The organism is Chryseobacterium tagetis, assembly GCF_016735585.2.
In the GTDB taxonomy this organism is placed as follows: Bacteria; Bacteroidota; Bacteroidia; order Flavobacteriales; family Weeksellaceae; genus Chryseobacterium; species Chryseobacterium tagetis.
On the sequence record NZ_JAERSE020000001.1, the window covers coordinates 460,183 to 481,542 of the forward strand.

At 35.9% G+C, this 21,360-nt stretch carries 15 protein-coding genes; 10 read left to right on the plus strand and 5 right to left on the minus strand.

Annotated elements, in window-relative coordinates:
- The first annotated feature begins 7 nt into the window (after positions 1-7).
- The 8 genes from JI747_RS02020 (at position 8) to JI747_RS02055 (ending at position 13,958) form a co-directional block, all read left to right on the plus strand.
- A complete protein-coding gene (locus JI747_RS02020) occupies positions 8-2,530 on the plus strand; it encodes a glycosyl hydrolase 115 family protein (protein ID WP_225685915.1) in 2,523 nt (840 codons plus the stop codon).
- A 36-nt stretch (positions 2,531-2,566) separates the two neighbouring features.
- Positions 2,567-3,640 (plus strand): aldose epimerase family protein, encoded by a 1,074-nt coding sequence (locus JI747_RS02025; RefSeq protein ID WP_225685916.1) that lies wholly within the window; start codon positions 2,567-2,569, stop codon positions 3,638-3,640.
- 584 nt (positions 3,641-4,224) lie between these two features.
- Entirely contained in the window at positions 4,225-5,934 is a 1,710-nt protein-coding gene (locus JI747_RS02030; protein ID WP_225685917.1) for a GH35 family beta-galactosidase, read from the plus strand.
- A 79-nt stretch (positions 5,935-6,013) separates the two neighbouring features.
- On the plus strand, positions 6,014-7,930 hold the full coding sequence (locus JI747_RS02035) for a sialate O-acetylesterase (protein ID WP_225685918.1): 1,917 nt from the start codon (positions 6,014-6,016) through the stop codon (positions 7,928-7,930).
- A 121-nt stretch (positions 7,931-8,051) separates the two neighbouring features.
- A complete protein-coding gene (locus JI747_RS02040) occupies positions 8,052-9,491 on the plus strand; it encodes an MFS transporter (RefSeq protein ID WP_225685919.1) in 1,440 nt (479 codons plus the stop codon).
- A 78-nt stretch (positions 9,492-9,569) separates the two neighbouring features.
- Positions 9,570-10,685 carry an endo-1,4-beta-xylanase gene (locus JI747_RS02045; protein WP_225685921.1) on the plus strand — a complete coding sequence of 372 codons (1,116 nt, stop codon included), beginning with the start codon at positions 9,570-9,572 and terminating at the stop codon, positions 10,683-10,685.
- 139 nt (positions 10,686-10,824) lie between these two features.
- Positions 10,825-11,796: a glycoside hydrolase family 43 protein gene (locus JI747_RS02050; protein WP_225685922.1), complete on the plus strand. Its 972-nt coding sequence runs from the start codon at positions 10,825-10,827 to the stop codon at positions 11,794-11,796.
- A gap of 125 nt (positions 11,797-11,921) precedes the next feature.
- Positions 11,922-13,958: an alpha-glucuronidase gene (locus JI747_RS02055; protein WP_225685923.1), complete on the plus strand. Its 2,037-nt coding sequence runs from the start codon at positions 11,922-11,924 to the stop codon at positions 13,956-13,958.
- 49 nt (positions 13,959-14,007) lie between these two features.
- Here JI747_RS02055 and JI747_RS02060 read toward each other — a convergent pair whose 3' ends face one another.
- From JI747_RS02060 to JI747_RS02075, 4 genes are all read right to left on the minus strand, one after another.
- Complete coding sequence (locus JI747_RS02060; protein WP_225685924.1) at positions 14,008-14,148, minus strand: hypothetical protein; 141 nt, start codon at positions 14,146-14,148, stop codon at positions 14,008-14,010.
- Positions 14,149-14,237: 89 nt separating this feature from the next.
- Complete coding sequence (locus tag JI747_RS02065) at positions 14,238-14,792, minus strand: cysteine hydrolase family protein (RefSeq protein ID WP_225685925.1); 555 nt, start codon at positions 14,790-14,792, stop codon at positions 14,238-14,240.
- A 12-nt stretch (positions 14,793-14,804) separates the two neighbouring features.
- The gene (locus JI747_RS02070; protein WP_225685926.1) at positions 14,805-16,085 is read right to left on the minus strand and encodes an MFS transporter; all 1,281 of its coding nucleotides are present in this window, start codon (positions 16,083-16,085) and stop codon (positions 14,805-14,807) included.
- A gap of 55 nt (positions 16,086-16,140) precedes the next feature.
- Positions 16,141-16,740 (minus strand): TetR/AcrR family transcriptional regulator, encoded by a 600-nt coding sequence (locus JI747_RS02075; protein WP_225685927.1) that lies wholly within the window; start codon positions 16,738-16,740, stop codon positions 16,141-16,143.
- 362 nt (positions 16,741-17,102) lie between these two features.
- On the opposite strand from JI747_RS02075, the gene JI747_RS02080 reads away from it, so the two are divergent.
- Complete coding sequence (locus tag JI747_RS02080; RefSeq protein WP_225685928.1) at positions 17,103-18,293, plus strand: FAD-dependent oxidoreductase; 1,191 nt, start codon at positions 17,103-17,105, stop codon at positions 18,291-18,293.
- A gap of 14 nt (positions 18,294-18,307) precedes the next feature.
- Positions 18,308-20,068 (plus strand): flavin monoamine oxidase family protein, encoded by a 1,761-nt coding sequence (locus tag JI747_RS02085; protein ID WP_225685930.1) that lies wholly within the window; start codon positions 18,308-18,310, stop codon positions 20,066-20,068.
- Positions 20,069-20,181: 113 nt separating this feature from the next.
- Here JI747_RS02085 and JI747_RS02090 read toward each other — a convergent pair whose 3' ends face one another.
- On the minus strand, positions 20,182-21,207 hold the full coding sequence (locus JI747_RS02090) for a phytase (RefSeq protein WP_225685932.1): 1,026 nt from the start codon (positions 21,205-21,207) through the stop codon (positions 20,182-20,184).
- Between the last annotated feature and the right edge of the window lie 153 nt (positions 21,208-21,360).

A 21,360-nucleotide genomic window follows, 5' to 3' on the forward strand; every position in this document is an offset into this window, starting at 1 on the left:
AGATGCTATGAATTCCTTATCAAAGTCAATAACAATGCTGGTTTTAATTCTGTTCTTCGGAATTAAGATTAAATCTGCACAACCGTTCATCACGTTGGAAAAAACTTCTGATGCGATGGTTGTGAAAGAAAAATTTACCCAGCTTTCTCTTTATTTTGATAAAACGATTGATAAAGGAGTTATAAGAGCGATTCATAATCTTCAGACTGATTTTCAGAAAGTAACAGGAAGTTCTCCTAATCTTTTAAACCAAGTTTCGGCTTCTCAGTCTCCGTTAATTATTATCGGAACGATCGGAACAAATTCTGTGATTGATGAATTGATCAAAAAGGAAAAAATCAACGAAAAAGACTTAAAGGACAAAAAAGAAAAATTCATCATTCAGAATATAAAAGATTTCAACGGAATCTCTGAGGCAATCGTAATTGCAGGAAGCGACAAACGCGGAACGATCTACGGAATCTACGAATTTTCAAAACAAATAGGCGTTTCTCCATGGAATTACTGGGCAGATGTTCCGGTAAAAAAATCTGAAAATCTTTATTTTAAAAGAGGGATTTATACCGATGGAGAACCTGCTGTAGAATATCGCGGAATCTTTTTAAACGATGAAGAACCTTCGTTGGGAAGCTGGGCAAGAGCAACTTTTGGAGGGATTAATGCTCAGTTTTACGAAAAGGTTTTTGAACTGATTTTAAGATTAAAAGGAAACTATTTATGGCCTGCAATGTGGGGAAAAGCATTCTATGACGATGATCCGCAAAATGGAGTTTTAGCCGATGAAATGGGAATTATCATGGGAACTTCTCATCACGAACCGATGGCTTTGGCACAAACTGACTGGCATCGCTATATTAAAAAGAATAATGTACCGAATATCTGGGATTACTCTAAAAATTCTGAAGTTCTTCAACAGTTCTGGAAATCAGGGATTGAAAGAAGTAAAAACTGGGAAAAGCTGGTAACAGTCGGGATGCGTGGAGACGGTGACGAAGCAATGGGAGATAAAACTAATATTGCTTTGCTGGAGAAAATTGTAAATGACCAAAGGAAAATCATAGAAAAAACAACAGGTGAAAAAGCAGAAAAAACGCCGCAGGTTTGGGCATTGTATAAAGAAGTTCAGGACTATTATGATGAAGGAATGAGAGTTCCGGATGATGTTATTTTGCTTTTTTGTGATGATAATTGGGGAAATGTGCGTAAACTTCCCGATCTCTCAAAACCCTTACACCAAGGAGGATACGGAATGTATTATCATTTCGATTATGTAGGCGGACCCAGAAATTCTAAATGGATCAATATAAGCCCCATTCAGAGAGTTTGGGAACAGATGAATCTGACCTATGAACATGGGGTAGACAAAGTGTGGGTGGTCAATGTGGGAGATTTAAAACCCATGGAATTTCCTATCAGCTTTTTCTTAGATATGGCTTGGAACCCGAAACAGTTTAATGCCGGAAATCTTATGGAGTATACAGAAAAATGGGCTTCTGAACAATTTGGAGCTCAATATTCCAAAGAAATTGCAAGAATGATCAATCTCTATGCTAAATACAACCGAAGAGTAACCCCGGAAACTTTAGACTGGAAAACATACAGCCTCGAAAATTATAATGAATTTGAGACCGTGGTCAGTGATTACCAAAAATTGGCTCTTGATGCAAACAGGCTTTATAACGAAATTCCTAAGGAATATAAAGATGCCTATTTCCAACTGGTTTTGTATCCTATTGATGCATGCAGCAATTTGTATGAGATGTATTCTAACGTTGCGAAAAATAGACAGCTCGCTTCTAGAAAAGATGTAAAAGCAAATGAATTTGCGGATAAGGTAAAGAAGAATTTCGATTACGATACTTTTCTTCAGCATCAATATAACAATGAAATTTCCGGAGGGAAATGGCAGCATATGATGGATCAGACCAGAATTGGATATGAAAACTGGCAGCAGCCTGAAAAAGATAAAATGCCTGAAGTCATCTATATTTCAGAAGAAGGCGCAAAAAATAAAGTATTCAAAGAGAAAGACGGTTATATTTCCATTGAAGCTGAACACTTTTCCCGCAAAAATCAAACAGAGAAAATGGGATGGGAAATCATTCCTGATTTTGGGAAAACATTATCCGGAATCACCATTTTTCCACAAAATATTTCTCCCAAAGAAAATGAAAATGTATCTGTAGAATATGATGTAAACTTTTCTTCGACAGGAACTTTTGAGGTTCAGTTGTTATTAGCACCGACTCTGAATTTTAACAGCAATAAAGGACTCCGTTATGAAATTTCTTTTGACGGCAAAAAGCCACAAGTAGTGAACTTCAACGGGAATTATCGCGGAGAATTAGGACAATGGGAGTCGGAGCACATTATAAAATCAATTACAAAACATACCATCATGAAACCGGGAAAACATACGTTGCGATTCCGTGTGTTGGATGCCGGAATTGTTTTAGAAAAAGTCCTTATCAATACAGGAGGTTTAAAATCCTCTTATCTTGGAGCTCCCGAAAGCGATTTTGAACAATAATTTACCCTTAATAGAATAAATAAAAGAAACCCAACAATGAGAACTATTCAGATTTCAGATTTTGGAATAACGAAAAATGGCGATGAAATCAAGAAATACACCCTCATCAATAAAAACGGAATGCAGGCAGAAATCATCAATTACGGAGGAATTGTCACTTCCCTTACTGCTCCGGACAGAAATGGAAAGTATGAAGACATAGTATTAGGTTTTATACAACCTGAACATTACTTCAATGATAACGGATACTTTTTTGGCGCATTGATCGGAAGATATGCCAACCGAATTGCTCATGCAGAGTTCAGTTTGGAAGGTGAAGTTTTCACTGTTGATAAGAATGACAATTCCAATTGCCTTCACGGAGGACAAAACGGTTTTCATACACAGATTTGGAAAGCAGAACCTATCGAAAATAATGGATTTTCTTCATTAAAACTTACTCATACAAGTGAAGATGGAGAAAGCGGATTTCCCGGAAAATTGTTGGTGATAGTGATTTATACTCTTACAGATGACGATGCTTTGGAGATTTTTTATGAAGCAAGAACTGATAAAATGACTGTGGTTAACCTCACTCATCACTCTTATTTTAATCTTTCAGGAGATTTTACTAAGACGATTGTTGACCATGAATTACAAATCAAGGCAGATCAGTTTTTACCCATAAATGATTCTTCAATTCCAACAGGAGAAAAGGTGATGGTAAAAGAAACCCCTTTTGATTTTACAGCTTTTAAGAAAATAGGGAAAGATATTGATGAACAACATGAACAATTAGAAAAAGCAAACGGATATGATCATAACTGGATATTGAACGGAGAAGGTTTGAGAACGATAGCTAAAGTGTATCATTCGGAAACAGGAAGAGCTATGGAAGTTATTTCTGACCAGCCGGGTGTTCAGTTCTATTCCGGGAATTTTTTAGACGGAAAATATGAGACAAAAACGGGTGGAAAAAATACTTCCAGAACAGGATTTTGTTTAGAAACACAACATTATCCGGACGCTCCGAATCAATACTTATTTCCTTCGACAGAATTAAAACCCGGAGAAAAATATCAGTCTCAGACGATCTATAAATTTTCTGCAAAAAATAATAAGAAAGATTAAGTTTATTTCAAGAGTTGTAGAAATTTCTGGGAAGAGAGTAAATACAGCTTGTAAGTGAATTTTTAGGGGAAAAAATAAGGCTTTACTATTTGATTTTCCTCTAAAAACACATTAAAAATACATGAACTCAGTGTTAAAAATATGTTAAAATATAATGGTTGATAAACAGAAAATTTTTAGGTAGGAATTTTTAAGCTTATCCTAAAAAATACGATAAGTTATCAATAGAAATAGTAAATATTTTTTCAAAACTTTCAGTAGATATTTATATAAGGTTAATTGCTTTTTAAAAGGAATTTTTTATAATAAAAAGTATTCTTATTTTTTATGATAAGGTAATGTGTTTAGCTCTTGTTTTAAAATTGAATAATCTCCTTTGTTAAAGCGATTAATCTCTCTAGAAACTGAAATTGTTTTGTATATAAATACTTTCTTTTATTTTAGAAATGTTGAAAATAAATTGTGTTTAAGAAACGATTATTACTGATAATAGTTTAAAGTTTAACTCATTTTATTTTAAATAATAAATCAAATAAAACAATTCTGTCGAAATACGATAAATTGTGAAATCAAGTACTCTTATTATGAATTGGAATAAAGCAATGGTTCTTTCAGTTATTTTTCTGTCATTTCTCGCAAATGCTCAGGAAAAGCCTCATTTGCAGAAAAAAGGAACGGCAACACAACTTGTTGTAGATCAGAAACCGTTTCTTATTTTGGGAGGAGAATTGGGGAATTCTTCAGCTTCCTCATTTCAGGACATTGAAAGAGACTTTCCAAAACTTCAGAAAATGGGACTGAATACGGTTCTGGTTCCGGCGTATTGGGATCTGATCGAGCAGGAAGAAGGAAAATTTGATTTTGGTTTAATTGATAAAGCGATTGATCAGGCGAGAAAAAATGACTTGAAAGTCGTTTTCCTTTGGTTTGGTGCCTGGAAAAACTCAATGTCGTGTTATGCACCACTTTGGTTTAAAAAAGACTATAAAAAATATCCCAGAGCGTATTCAAAAGCAGGAAAACCAATGGAAATTGCCAGTTCTTTTTCCGAAAACGTATTGAATGCAGACAATAAAGCTTTTGGAGAATTAATGAAACATATTGCTTCCGTTGATCAGTCTCAGGGAACGGTGGTGATGATTCAGGTGGAAAATGAAATCGGAATGCTGGAAGGTGCAAGGGACTATTCGAAAGAAGCCAATGCAATCTTTAATGCACAGGTTTCTGCAAATCTGATACAATTCCTGACAAAAAATAAAAAAGAACTTCATCCTTCATTATCCGAAAAATGGGGAAAACAAGGTTTTAAAACAAAAGGAAACTGGCAGGAAATCTTCGGAAATGATTTGTATACTGATGAATTATTTACCGCATATTCTTACGCTCAATATGTGGAAAAACTGGCAAAAACGGCCCGTTCCATTCATAACATTCCTTTATATGTAAATGCTGCGATGAACAGCAGAAACAGACAGCCGGGAGAATATCCTGCAGGAGGACCTTTAGCACATTTGGTAGATATTTGGCACGCCGGAGCGCCAAGTATAGATATGATTTCTCCTGATTTATATGATGGAGAATTTACAACATGGTCTTCCAAATATAAGCTGCAAAACAATCCATTGTTTGTTCCGGAAATCAAAATGACACAAAACAACGGAGTTCAGGCATTTTATGCATTCGGAGAACATGATGCGATTGGATACAGTCCGTTTTCTATTGAAAATAATTCTGAAGCCGGAAGCAAAAGATTATCAGAAGCCTATTCAAAATTAAAAGAATTGATGCCTGTATTGACGAAATATCAAGGACAGGGACAATCTAAAGGATTGCTTTTTGACCAGAAAAATCCTGAACAGATTATCAATTTTGATGATGTAAAAATTACAGCAAGACATTTTTTCTCGCTTCCATGGGATCCCAGAGCAAAGGACGGAAGTGTTTGGCCGGAAGGTGGCGGATTGATTCTGAGACTGGCAAAAGATGAATACATCATTGCCGGAAGCGGAATTGTGGTAGAATTTGAAAAAGAAAACGAGAAAAAAGAAGTTCAGGCAAAAGATTTAGGAGAAGATGGTTTTGCGGCTCAAGGCGGAAAATCCCAGACTCAAAATTCCTGGAATGGAGGGAAAAGATCAGGAATCGGTCCTGTAGATGAAATCAGCATTGATGAAAACGGAAAATTTAAATATGTAAGAAGATTAAATGGCGATCAAACACATCAGGGAAGACACGTCCGAATCGGTGTTGACGATTTTCAGATTCTTCATGTGAAACTCTATGAATATCAGTAAGATTATCAATAGGAACGGGCTTTAGCCCGTTTACGAAATAAAAAACAATCCATAAAGGCTTTAGCCAAAATATATCAAAATGAATAAAACAAAATTCTTCAAAATTATATTTTCAGCGATTTTATTTTGTGTTTTTGGTTTCATCAATGCGAAAATTAAACTTCCCCGATTAGTTTCAGACGGAATGGTTTTACAGCGCGACCAGCCTTTAAAAATCTGGGGTTGGGCAGATTCAGGAGAAAAAGTTGAAATTCAGTTTCAAAATAAAAAATATAATACAATAGCCGACAAATCAGGAAACTGGAAAATCGATCTTCCGAAAATGAAATTAGGTGGACCTTTTACCATGGCAATCAATGAAATTACATTAAAAAATATTTTAATTGGTGATGTTTATGTATGTTCAGGTCAGTCGAATATGGAACTTCCGATGCGAAGAGTCAAAACATTGTATCCTCAGGAACTCATTAATGCCAATAATACCCATATCCGATTTTTTACGGTTCCTCAGAAATATAATTTTAAAGAAGCTCAAAATGATCTGGATGGTGGAAGTTGGGAAGAAACCAATCCTCAAACTGTTCAGAATTTTTCAGCGGTTGCCTATTTTTTTGCAAAAGAAATGTATCAGTACAATAAAATTCCGGTGGGAATTCTTCATTCAAGCTTGGGAGGGTCTCCGGTTCAGGCGTGGATGGATGTCAATTCATTAAAAAAATACCCAGAATATATTTCCGAAGCTGAAAAATGGAAAAGTGATGATCTGATCTCTCAAACCGAATCTTCCGAAAAAACATTGAGTAATAATTGGTATGTGGAATTAGACAAACTTGATCCGGGAATTGAAAATGGTTGGGAAAAATTCGATTTGAATGATTCCAACTGGAAAAAAATGAATGTACCCGGTTCTTGGGAAGATCTGGAAAAACCTTTTGACGGTTCCGTGTGGTTCAGAAAAGAAATTAATCTTCCGAAAGGAGCGGATAAAAACGTAGCATTTCTCAATTTAGGAAGAATCAAAGATGCTGATGTCACTTATATTAACGGACAAAAAATAGGAAATGTTACTTACGAATATCCGCCGCGTTGGTATGATATTCCTTCAGGAATTTTAAAAGAAGGTAAAAATATCATTACAGTAAGAATAACCAATGGAAGCGGAAAAGGGGAATTTATAAAAGATAAAGACTATTTCCTTCAAATGGGTTCCGAAAAAATCGATTTAAAAGGAGAATGGAAATATAACGTAGGTGCTGTGATGGATCGTCCTGCTCCCGGACAAACGTTCATCCGTTGGAAACCGACAGGATTGTACAATGCGATGTTGAATCCTTTAATTCAATATCCTATAAAAGCGGTTCTTTGGTATCAGGGAGAAAGTAATACGGCAAAACCGCAGGAATACCAGGATCTTTTATCAACAATGATTTTAGACTGGAGAACTAAATGGAATCAGAAAGATCTGCCTTTTTTCATTGTTCAGCTGGCGAATTTCATGCAGACAAAATCTGAACCTGTTGAAAGCAATTGGGCAGAATTAAGAGAGCAACAAAGGAAAGTTTCTCAAACTCTTCCTAATACCGGACTTGCCGTAACCATCGATGTCGGCGAATGGAATGACATTCATCCGCTCAATAAAAAAGAAATAGGAAAAAGGCTTGCTCTTCAGGCAGAAAAAGCGTTGTTTGATAAGAATATTATTGCAGACGGACCCGTTTACGAATCCATGAAAATCGAAGGAAATAAAATTATTTTAACCTTTAAAAAAGGAACTGATGATTTTGCACAAACTTCACCATTAAAAGGTTTTGCTATAAAAAGAAATGAAGGAAATTTCAAATGGGCAAATGCAAAAATAGAAGGAAATAAAATCATCGTCTGGAATGATGAAATTAAAAATCCTGTAGCCGTTCGTTATGCTTGGGCAGATAATCCCCAAGACGCCAATCTGAAAAATAAAAAAGGAATTCCAGCTTCACCATTCACCACTGAATAATCTTAGCTAAAACTTTGTGGTCTTGCTAAGTGAAACGCCTTTGCGAACTTAAAAATATACAGAATAATATAAAAAAAATCTTAGCGCTCTTAGCGTTAAAAAATAAAACAGAAAAAACTATATGAACAATCAAAAAATATCAGTCATTGAAAAAGTAGGCTACAGTCTCGGAGATTTGGCGGCGAACCTTGTTTTCCAGACATTGGTGACGTACTTGGCCTATTTCTACACAGATATTTATGGCTTAAAACCCGAAGACGCTTCAATTATCACTTTAGTTGTCGGATTAATCGCAGGTTTCGGTTTCAATCCGTTGATTGGAGCTTTGGCAGACCGTACGCAAACCAAATGGGGGAAATTCCGTCCATGGATTCTGTTTTCTGCCGTTCCATTGGGAATTGCGGCGTTGATGGCTTTCAGTACCCCGGATTTTTCTTACAAAGGAAAAATGATATATGCGGCGATAACGTACACATTTTTATTACTTTTATACGCATCCAATAATCTTCCTTATTCTGCTTTAAGTGGGGTAATTACCGGAGATATGGGGGAAAGAAACAGTATTTCTTCCTATCGTTTTGTGGCGGTGATGTTTTCGCAATTTTTTGTGCAGGTTTTCATGCTTCCTATCATTTTATCAGTTGGAAACGGTGATAAAGCCATTGGAATTGAGATTGTAATGACTTGGTTGGCAATTATTGGTTCTATCATGCTTTTAATTACTTTTTTTACAACAAAAGAAAGAATTATTCCTAAACCAGAACAGCAATCAAGCTTTAAAGAAGATTTAAAAGATTTATTTAAAAATAAGCCTTGGCTGATTATGCTTTCCGTTACTGCGTTGATTTTCATTACTCTGGCAATGAAAGGAGGTTCCTATGTTTACTATTTTAATAATTATGTAGATGAAACGGCTTTAAAAAATTTCATTTCTCCTATTACTTCATTTTTTGATTCTATCGGAATGAATTTCTTTGGTGAAGATGCAAAATCAGCCGGTTTCGGGTTATTTAATGCCGGAGGAATTATCATGATGATTATTGGGATTACTTTTTCAAAAGGATTTGCAGACAAATACGGGAAAAGAGACGTTTTCATCGCATCACTTTTCATTTCTACCTTATTCGTTTTGATCTTTATTTTCTATCCGCCGAAATCTGTCGGTTTGATGTTCTTATCGCAGATCTGTCATGGTTTTTTCTACGGAATCAGCACTCCGATTTTGTGGGCGATGATTGCCGATGTAGCCGATTATTCAGAATGGAAAACCAACCGTAGAGCAACTGCGATTATTTTCTCTGCAATGATGGTAGGTTTAAAAGTAGGATTGAGCATTGGAAGTGCTTTGGTGGCTTCAATTATTGGAAAATACGGATATATTTCTGCATCAGGAAGTCAGCATATTGTTCAGCCTGAAACGGTAGCAACAGGAGCAAAAATGCTGGTGAGTATTTTCCCGGCTATTCCTTTTTTTCTGGCTTGCGGACTTCTTTTCTTTTATGAAATTAATAAGAAAATGGAAGTGGAAATTGAGAAAGATTTAGCGGAAAGAAGGAAATAAAAACAAAACAGAAAATGAAACCTCATAGGTTTTTAAAACCTATGAGGTTTGAATATGATAACGCAAAAATAAAATTCAATGAAGCATATTATTTTATTTGGATTAATGACTTTCATGATTCCAAATTTTAATGCCCAAAAGTCAGACCTTTCTTTGAAAAAAGCTTTTCAGGATAAATTTTACATCGGAACAGCGATGAATCTGGAACAAATTAACAGAACAGATAAAAAATCGGTAGAGATCATAAAAAAAGAATTCAGCTCTATTGTTGCGGAAAACTGTATGAAATCAATGTATCTGCAACCTAAGGAAGGGCAGTTTTTCTTTAAAGATGCTGATACATTCGTTGAGTTTGGAGAAAAAAATAAAATGTTCATCATTGGGCATACATTAATTTGGCATTCTCAGGCTCCGGATTGGTTTTTTGTAGATAAAGAAGGCAAAAATGTTTCTCCTGAAGTCCTGAAACAGAGAATGAAAAATCATATCACCACCATCGTTTCCCGATACAAAGGAAGAGTGAAAGGTTGGGATGTAGTGAACGAAGCTATTTTGGAAGATGGTTCTTACCGAAAATCTAAGTTTTATGAAATTTTAGGTGAAGAATTTATTCCATTAGCTTTTAAATATGCTCAGGAAGCAGATCCGAATGCAGAATTATATTACAACGATTATAATGAATGGCATCTAGGAAAAGTAAAAACAGTGACTCAGTTAGTCAAAGATTTAAAATCAAAAGGAATCCGGATTGATGGAGTAGGAATGCAGGCTCACGTTGGAATGGATACTCCGTCTATAGATGAGTATGAAAAAGCAATTCTTGAGTATGCAGAAAGTGGAGTAAAATTAAATATTACAGAGCTGGATATCAGTGCACTGCCGTCACCTTGGGGAACCTCTGCCAATATTGCTGATAAAGTAGCTTATGACGAAAAAATGAATCCTTACAAAAACGGACTTCCAAAAGAAGTTCAGACCCAATGGGAAAAACGTTACGAAGATTTTTTTAACTTGTTTTTAAAACATAAAGAAAGTATCCGAAGAGTTACTTTGTGGGGCGTAAGTGACAATCAATCCTGGAAAAACGATTTTCCAATCAAAGGAAGAACCGACTATCCTTTACTTTTTGACCGTCAATTTAAAGCAAAACCGGTTGTCGGAAAACTGATCAAATTGGCAGAAGAAAGTAATTAAAATTTCTCTCGCAGATCTAGCAGATGACGCAGATTCTTTAACGTAATCATCTGCAAAATTTGCGAGAGATTAAAAAATTAAGTGAATAAACTCTTTCACTATAAAGTAAACATTCAAAATAAATTAAACTTAAAATATAATGAACAACTCAAAATATCTATTCCCAAAAGACTTCATGGCAGACCCATCCGTTCACGTTTTTGAAGGGAAACTTTACATTTATCCTTCTCACGATCGAGAAAGCGGTATTGAAGAAAACGATAACGGCGATCATTTCGATATGAACGATTACCATGTCTTCTCTTTAGATGATGTAGAAAACGGATCAATTACAGATCATGGAGTAGTACTATCCGTAAAAGATATTCCCTGGTCAGGAAGACAGCTTTGGGATTGTGATGTAGCCTATAAAAACGGGAAATATTATATGTATTTTCCACTGAAAGATAAAAATGATATTTTCAGAATTGGAGTTGCAGTGAGTGATAAGCCTTATGGGCCGTTTATTCCTGAAAAGCATCCGATGATGGGAAGTTATAGTATCGACCCTTGTATTTTTGAAGAAAATGGAAAACATTATATGTATTTCGGAGGAATTTGGGGTGGACAATTGCAACGGTACAGAAATAACAAAGTATTGGAATCTGCTGTAATTCCTGAAAATAATGAACCTGCAATTCCGTCAAAAGTAGCTTTATTGAGTGAAGATATGCTTGAATTTGCTGAAGAGCCAAAAGATGTTTTAATTCTTGATGAAAACGGAAATCCTTTGCTTCATGGGAATGAACATCGTTTCTTCGAAGCTTCCTGGATGCACAAATACAACGGCAAATATTATTTTTCTTATTCTACAGGAGATACCCATCTCTTATGTTATGCGATTGGGGATAATCCTTACGGGCCTTTCACCTATCAAGGAGTGATTTTGACTCCAGTTGTAGGTTGGACAACGCATCACAGCATTGTAGAATTTAAAGGGAAATGGTATTTGTTTTTCCACGATTCTGTTCCGAGTGGAGGAAAAACATGGCTTCGAAGCATGAAAGTGGTGGAATTGGAGTATAATGAAGACGGAACTTTCAAAACGATTGAAGGCGTGGATGAGAATTAATTAAAAATAATATATTAATTAGTAAAGTCAAGTTTCTTGCAGATTTTTCAACATATTTATCTGCATAATCACGATAATCTGCGAGAGAAATTTTAATAAAAATAACAAATCAGAACAACTTTCCTATGAACAACTTTCGAAGGTATTTATTGATCTTTCTTTTATTTCCGCTCCTGTTTTTTGCAGAAGACGGAAGTAAATTATGGCTTCGTTTTCCCAATACAAAAACGGGGATTTCTGCGGATAAAATTATTTCAAAAGGTAAAAATCCAACGATTGAAATAGCGAAGAAAGAATTGATGAATCACTGGCAAGGTCAGACCGTTGAATTGCGGACAGAAAAATCGTTAAAAAATCTGAAAGATGGCTATACCATAAAGTCGAATTCAGATAAAATCATTATTTCAGCAGCAAAAGAAAGCGGATTGTTATATGGAGTGTATAATATTTTAAGACTTCAGCAAACGAAATCTGATATTTCACAATTAAATATCACGGAAAAACCGTCTTACGATGTAAGAATTCTGAATCATTGGGATAATTTAGATGGGACCATCGAAAGAGGTTACGCAGGACATTCACTTTGGAAATGGGAAGATTTACCCAACAAAATTTCACCGAGATACGAAGAATATGCAAGAGCGAATGCATCCATCGGGATCAATTCTGTGGTGTTGAATAATGTGAATGCATCACCGAATATGTTGCGAACAGATTACTTGCAAAAGGTAAAAATCCTGGCAGATATTTTCAGACCGTACGGAATTAAAGTGTACCTGTCGGTTAATTTTTCTTCCCCTAAAGTTTTGGGTGGAGTAGAAAATTCAGATCCGTTGAATAAAAATGTGCAGCAATGGTGGAAAGAAAAAGCTTCTGAAATTTATAAACTGATTCCGGATTTTGGAGGTTTTTTGGTAAAAGCCAATTCAGAAGGGCAACCCGGACCGCAGGATTACGGAAGAACGCATGCAGACGGAGCCAATATGATGGCAGATGTATTGAAACCTTACGGAGGAATTGTTATGTGGAGAGCTTTTGTGTACAGTCCGAGTAAAGAAGACCGAGCAAAACAGGCGCATTTGGAGTTCGTTCCTTTGGATGGGAAATTCAGAGATAATGTAATTGTACAGATCAAAAACGGGCCGATTGACTTCCAGCCTCGTGAAGCATTTAATCCGTTATTCGGAGCTCTAAAGAAAACTTCGGAGATGGTCGAGTTTCAGATTACGCAGGAATATCTTGGTTTTTCCAATCATTTGGTGTATTTGGCTCCATTGTTTAAAGAAACGTTAGAAAGTGATACCTATTCTGAAGGAAAAGGCTCTACAATTGCCAAAATCACAGACGGAACTTTAAGACCTAATAAAATTACAGGGATTGCGGGAGTTGCCAATATCGGAGAAGATGAAAACTGGACGGGAAATCATTTTGCACAGGCCAATTGGTATGCTTTCGGAAGATTAGCATGGAATCATGAATTAAGCTCAGAGCAGATTGCTGATGAATGGATTAAAATGACGTTCACAGATGACCGGAATTTTGTAAATCCTGTAAAAGAAATGATGCTTTCTTCAAGAGAAACGACAGTAGATTATATGATGCCTTTAGGATTGCACCATATTTTTGCTTCCGGACATCATTACGGTCCTGAACCTTGGGGAGATTATAAAGGTGGAAGACCTGATTGGTCACCTGTTTATTATCATAAAGCTGATGCAAATGGGATAGGATTCGACAGAACGGAAACCGGAAGTAATGCGGTTTCACAATATTTTCCTCCGTTAAATGCAATCTATGGAAATATAAAAACCTGTCCTGAAAATCTGATCTTGTGGTTTCATCATGTTCCCTGGAATTACCAAATGAAAGATGGAAAAACATTGTGGGAGGAATTGTGTTTCAAATATGATATAGGGGTAAACAACGTAAGAGATTATCAGAGATTGTGGGACAAAATGCAGCCGTATATCGATGAACAAAGATTTACGGAAGTTCAGTCAAAATTAAAAATTCAGGCAAGAGATGCCGTTTGGTGGAAAGATGCTTGTCTGTTGTATTTTCAGACCTTTTCAAAAATGTCGATTCCTTATGAAATTGAACGCCCTGTTCATGAACTTGAGGATCTGAAAAAAATTAAACTGGATCTTCAGCATCATAATTAATGAGTTAGGTTTCGGGCAAATCGAAGATTTGCCCGAAACCTATTTTAAATTAATCACCCGGTTTATGCACATGAGGTTTTAACTTCGGATGCTTAGGCTTATTTTCCGGATTAACACGAGGTCTTAGATCCGGATTCCCATCGGGTTTCTTAGGTTTGGGTCCCGGTTTAATTGCTTTAATTGTATTCATAAATTTAAAATTTTAGATGACAATCAAAAGTATTTTAAACAATCATTTTTACCTTACGGAAAGCCACAATCAATTAAAGTAAAATCATCCTATTTTTCCCATTCGTCTAGCGAAACCACTTCTGCCTGTCTCGGGAAAACTTTTTTCATTAAAACATTGTGAACCTCTTCATCAGAATCCAGGCAGCAGTTCGAAATCACCGTTAATTTAAAATCTTTATCTGCGGCTTCTCTCAAAGTGGATAGTACAATCCCGCTTGTGGCAATTCCTGTTAATGTAAGGTGCTGAATATTTAATCCGCGAAGAACAACTTCCAGATCACTTCCCGTAAAAGCACTTACACGGCGTTTCGTAACTATAATATCATCTTTTTTAAGACCTAAATCAGGATGAATAGTAGACCAATTGTCCATATCCACATTTTCCAGCTGTTTTTTGAATGAATAAAAAATCTGATTGTTTTCAGAAATTTCAGGAAGTCCGTTTCTGAATCCTAAGACTACAAAAATGACAGGAATCTCTTTTTCGCGTGCTTTTTTGATTGCTTTGGCTACGTTGCTGATTAATTCTGAAGGATTGGATGCCATCCCTAAAATAGGCAATTGCATATCCATAACCAGCAATGCTTTTTTCATGTTTTCCATATTGTAATTGAATTATATTTTATTGATAAATTGTTCTTCTGATTCTTCTAATAACTCTTCATTAACGAGATGAGATTTTCTTTCCTTTAATAATAAATTCCTGAAAACTAAAACGATAATAATTCCCGCAATTCCTTCGAACAAAAGCGTTTTGGGAGCTCCAATCTTTTCTGAAATAAATCCTGTGAGAACACTTCCCAATGGCAGCATTCCGAAAATAGCCGTCAGTAAAATACTGATGGCTCTGGAACGCATTTCAGGAATCACTTCCGATTGTACAATGATGTTACAGGTGGTGAATTGCGTAACGGCTCCAAATCCTGTAATCGTGGCAAAAAACATCGATAAATAAAAATTGGTGGTATAAGAAAAACAGACTAATCCCAAACTCAGAATAAGAGTGCTGAAGATCAGGATTTTTCTCATGGAAGTTCCTTTTTTTAAAGAGGCTAAAAGGATAGTTCCGATCACGGCTCCGGCTCCTATAAAACTTGAAATATATCCGAAAGTGGTAGCATCACCTTTAAAAATCTCTTTTGCATACACCGGAATCAGGGTGTCATAAGGTAAAATTAAAAGTCCGGTAATACTTAACATGACAATCACCAAACCAATCGACGGTACTTTTCTTATATATTGAAAACCTTCTTTTAACTCTGTGAAAGTTCCTTTGTTACTCGGCTTTTTAGAAATAATTTTCACTTTCATCATCGAAATTGAAATCATCACAGCGGCAAAACTGGCAGCATTAATAAGGAAACAGGTTCCCGCTCCAAACTGCTGCAAAATAATTCCAGAAAGGGCAGGACCTAATAATTTCGCCAGACTTGCCATCGCAGCGCTCAGAGAAAGAGCACTTGGTAAATCTTCATCATCTGTTACCACTTCATTAATCATCGATTGGCGGGCCGGAACATCATAAGCATTGATGATTCCAAGAAAGACACTTAAAATCAAAAAGCTCCAGATATTCTGATGACCGGTCATGACGAGAAATGCGAGTACTGAAGCCTGAATTAATGATAAGATCTGTGTAATCTGTACGATTTTGTACCGATTATATCTGTCGGCAGCAACACCACCGAAGGCAGAAAATAAAAACGACGGAAATTGTTCTGCAAAAACAGTTAAACCTAGCATGAATGCAGAGTGGGTCATGCTATAAATCACCCAAACTACCGCTGTTCTTTGCATCCATGTTCCGAATTGTGAAACCGAGCGGCCAAAAAAGTATAATGTATAATTTGTACTTCTAAAAGCCCGGAATGTACTGATGTTACTAATTTTATTCATAAAAAAAGATGATTTGACAAAATTTGTAAAAATGTCAAATTTTAAATAAAAAATTTTAACTGATATGTTTAATGACCATAGAAGTCAGTGTACTTACGATGTTGTTCAAGTTTTCAAAATTGTTTTTCAAGCCAAGTTCACGCCTGATTCCTCTGATGCTGCTCTGCAGAATGAAAATAATAGTTTCTTGTTCATTCAAAGAAATATTGTTTATTTCCTGAGCATTGATACTTGCCGAAAAGATTCTTAATAAAAGATTTTTCTCCGCCTCCATCATTCTGTTATGAGCTTCGGTAATATGTTTTGATCTTTCTTCTGCATCCATTCCAGCTTCAATCGCCCGGAAAAATGATGATCTTTCCTCAGAAGTCTTAACTTTGGCGATACAAAATGCATGAATTTTTCCTTCAAAAGAAGATTGTTCTGCCATTTTTAAATCGATTTCAGCAATAACTTCCTTGATTAAATTCTCTAACACCGCCTGAAAAACTTCTTCACGGTTTTTATAGTAATAATAGATTGTCGTTCTGCTTTTGCCGATTGCTTTGGAAATATCATCCATCGTTACTTTCTTCATACCATACTTCAGATAGAGTCCTGAAGCTGTTTCCAGGATTTGCTGAGGAAGTTGGTCTTGTTCGGTATTGGATGACATTCTTGAGATTTTAATGCAAAATTAAATAATATTTGACATTTATACAAATTTTGTCAAAATGTATTTCTTTTAATGTGTTAATGAAAATTATTATTTCTAATGAATAAATCCAATATGAATTGAATATTTTTGTTAAAAATAATAAATAGTTGTTTTTGTGATGTGTAGATTGCATTATTATTTTTAAATTTGGAAATCTTGTACCAACGGATTTATATCTAAATTAACCTTGATATATATTCAATTTTATTGGATGATATTACAGAAATAATGACAGATATCAATGGTACTTCACCGGGACAATTGTTATCTCTCCTTTTCTGTATTTCTTCAATAGCCATAAAAACTAAAAACAGTGTAACATGAAAACAGAAAACTACGACGTAATCGTCATTGGTGGAGGCGCAATCGGTCTTGCCACGGCTTACCATCTCGGTAAACGAAAGGCAAAGACTTTGGTGCTGGAGCAGTTCACCTTTGTAAATCAACTGGGAAGCTCGGCAGGAGTTTCAAGGCAGTTCAGAATCCCATATCCTGATGAATATATGGTACAGATGGCTCTGGATGCCGAACCTTATTGGGCAGAACTGCAAAAACAAACGGATGTTCAATTGCTGGATAAAGTTGGAACGCTTTGGTTTGGAGATCCCAATGTACATTCCACGGAAGGCAATATTGCTGAAGCTGAAGAGGCATTGAAAGCATTAAAGGTTCCTTACACAACGCTTACCGCAAAAGAAATCGAAGAAAAATATCATTTTAAAGATCTTCCCGAAACATATACAGGACTGTTTCAGCCGGATGGAGCGAGTATCAATTTTAAAGCGACTATCGAAACCCTTTTAGATCTTTGTAAGAAAGAAGAAACTGTTACTTTAGAAGAAAATTCTCCTGTTCTTAAGATTAATCAGATCGGAGACCTTTTTGAAATTGAAACTCCTAATGGAATTTATATTTCTAAAAAACTGGCCATTATTCCCGGACCATACATCAACAGTGTTATCAACTTGTTAAACTTTAAAATCCAGGCGACTTACTGGAATATGTCTTCTGCTTATTTCAAAAAAACAGATCCTACCATTCAGTACCCAACCTGGTTTGTGTTCCAGAATGCGGTTGGGAAAAATGGCAATCAGTTCTACGGTTTTCCTTCGGTAGATTGGGATCATCCCGAATATATTCGTGTGGCGCCGGATTTTGTAATTACACCATTAGATGATCCAAGCGAGAGAACTTTAATTCCGAATGAATTGGAACTTAGCTACACTTCACAATGGGTAGAAGAGCACATGACAGGCTTGGCATTAGAACCGGAATATACTTCGACATGTCTTATCGCACTGAGTACGATTGCTAATAAAGAACTTTTGATAGATTTTGCACCAAGCTATGTTCCGAATCACAAAAATATTGTGGTGTATGCGACAGGCTGGGCCGCGAAATTTACTCCTTTTTTAGGGAAAATCATGTCAGATTTGGCTTTAGACGGGCATACTGATTTTGATATTAGTCCGTTCCAGCTTGGACAAAACTACTTTAGAAAACTTATTTAAAAACTAATACAACCATGAACAAAAACACCCCTCTAAATCCTGGAATGAACCCGGATTTAAAAATTGAAGTAGCTGTTATCGGAGCAGGAACTTCAGGATTGTACACCGCTTACCGTTTAATAGCTGACGAAAAATATAAAGCCAGTGATGTGCAGATTTTCGACATGAATGACAGACTTGGAGGAAGATTGGAGTCTGTGATTATGCCCGGAATGAATTTCTGGGGCGAACTGGGAGGAATGCGCTACCTTACTTCTCAACAAATTGTAACCACCTTAATTGAAGGGTATACAGATCCGGATGATCCGAACAAAAAGATCCCTGTTTTAAAAGATATCATGACACCGGTTCCTTTTCCAATGGGAGAGTCTACAAAATTATTGATGTATTTAAGAAAAGAACGTTTTAAGCAGGATGCATGGGACGTCGCTCAGGGAGAAGGGAAAAAACTTCCAACAAGATATTATCTTAATGAAAATGATTTGGGATTCAGTTCAGATCAGCTCTTTAATAAAATTATTTATGATGTATTGATGGCAGATCCTTGGGTTGCTGAAAAATATGGAAAATTAATTAAAAGAGGGAAGACAATCTATGATTATTCATTTGAATTAACGAGTGTTGACTGGGACGATATTAAGCCTAAGCTGGTGTACAACTTCCCAAATTCGCCTTATGACGGGCGTAAAGTGAATGATCTAGGTTTCTGGAATTTAATTAAAGACCAGGTTTCTCAGGAAGGATATGAATTCCTTGCCAATGCAGGCGGATATTACTCAAATACGATAAACTGGAATTCTGCAGAAGCTTTTCCGTATATGGTAGGAGATTTCTCGGCAGGAACTATTTATAAAACGATCGAAGAGGGATATGACAGTATTGCATACGCTTTGGCCAACTCTTATATGGAGCATGAAGGAGCTTGTATCTGGTCTGAAAATAAATTGATTACGTTTAGAAAAGATCATAATTTAGGAGCTTCTCATAAATATGAATTGATTTTCTTAAACCTAAAAACCAATAAAGAATGGAAAGTATATACCAATAAGATCGTTCTTGGAATGCCTAGAAAATCGTTGGAGCTATTGGATCAGAACAATTTCTTCTTTAATATTAATGAAAATTCAACACTGAATTACAATATCCGTTCTGTGATAATGGAACCCGCTTTCAAAATTCTGATGGGCTTTCCATATCCTTGGTGGAATGAATTAGGAATTGATTCCGGACATTCGATCACCGATTTGCCAATGAGGCAGTGTTATTATTTCGGAACAGATCCTCATACAGACAATTCTATGCTATTGGGAAGTTATGGAGATATGGAAACCGAAACATTCTGGAAAGCACTTTCTGATGATAAAGTGCTCTTTGAAGTAAAGGCAGCAAAATCAGCTTCTTTAAAAGAACTGCATGAATTAGACGATGTTCAGGCTACAAAATTAATGGTGGGTGAACTGATGAATCAACTTCGTGAGCTTCACGGAGATAAAGTAACTATTCCTGAACCTTATGTAACGTATTTTAGAGACTGGACAGATGATCCTTTCGGAGCTGGATACCATGCCTGGAAAGCCGGATATTCCGTGAAAGACGTTATGCCATATATGAGAAAACCTGTGGTTGATGAAGAAATTCATATCATTGGAGAAGCTTACTCAGATCAGCAAGGTTGGGTAGAAGGGGCTTTCTGTGAGGCTGAAAAAATGCTTCAGTCGTATTTCGGATTAGACCGTCCTTATTGGCTGAGCAAAGATTACTACCTAGGTTGGTAATTGAAAATTACAATAAGAAACCATCTCAATAGTGAGATGGTTTTTTGTTTAAAACCACTGCAATAAAAATTACAGTGGTTTTTGAAAAGAATATAATAGGTGAATTTTTTTAATTATTTCATGTTTGCTTTGATTTTTTCTTCAACGATTCTCCAGTCATAAATATGGAAAACTTTCCCATTGCTCATAGCTACAAAGATTCCTTTAGGAAATTTCGGACCTAGATTTACATTGGTGACTTCCGAACCATCACTTTCTTTTGTAGAAACCGGAATTTCTGCAATTCTTCCTTTTGAAGGATTTTCCCTTAAATACACATTGAAAGTATCTTTCTGCTGATTGGAAACCAAAATATAACCGGTATTTGCAGAAGTAGGATAGATAGAAATTCCTTCCACATCAGATTTAAAATCTCCTTTTCCGAAAACAGACAATTCCTCATTACCTTTGGCTGGATCCGCATAATACTGATGAACCCCGAACATTTCGTCAGAATAATAAATATATCCCATTTCATCATCTACCGCAATGCTTTCTATTTCTTTTAAACCGCTGTATTTTCCGAATTTTCTTATGGCTTCACCAGTGATTTTTCCGTCTTTTTCAACTAATTTATATTGCCAAAGATATCCGTCTTTCGGCCCTGATTTTCTTCCGACAATCGCAAACATTTCTCCGGTGTCAGGATTTTTATACATCGAGATTCCCATCGGTCCGCGTTCGGTTTCACCATCAAAAACAGAGATTTCTCCAACTTCCTTTAAATCAGGAAGTGAATATAATTTTACTTTATTGGTTTCTCTTTCCGTTGTTGCGGCAATGTCGGTTTTCTTTCCGTTCAGATCAAAACCATATTCGATATCGACATTATTCGGACGTTTTAATCCCAAAACTTTATTGACGATTTTTCCGTCCAGATCGAAAGCGTATAATCCGCCATTGGTATCCTTATCTGTTCCGATGATAATGCTTTTTGAGGCGTCTTCAGGATTGATCCAGATAGCAGGATCGTCTGTATCATACATTACGGTTTCCGTAACGACAGTAGGTTGCAGTTTTTTTCCTAATTGACCTTGTCCCGCACAATTTACGACGAATGGCAGAATAGATAAGGCTATGATGTAATTTACTTTTTTCATTTAAATTTTAAAACTTGTTTACATTTTCTAGCTGTAAAAACTTGAATTTTCTTTTACAGTTAGTTGTCATTCCGTAGGAATTCAGGCAAGATTGTAAGCAACATTGCTGAGATTCCTACGGAATGACAATTGGATGGTTATTTAATCAATATA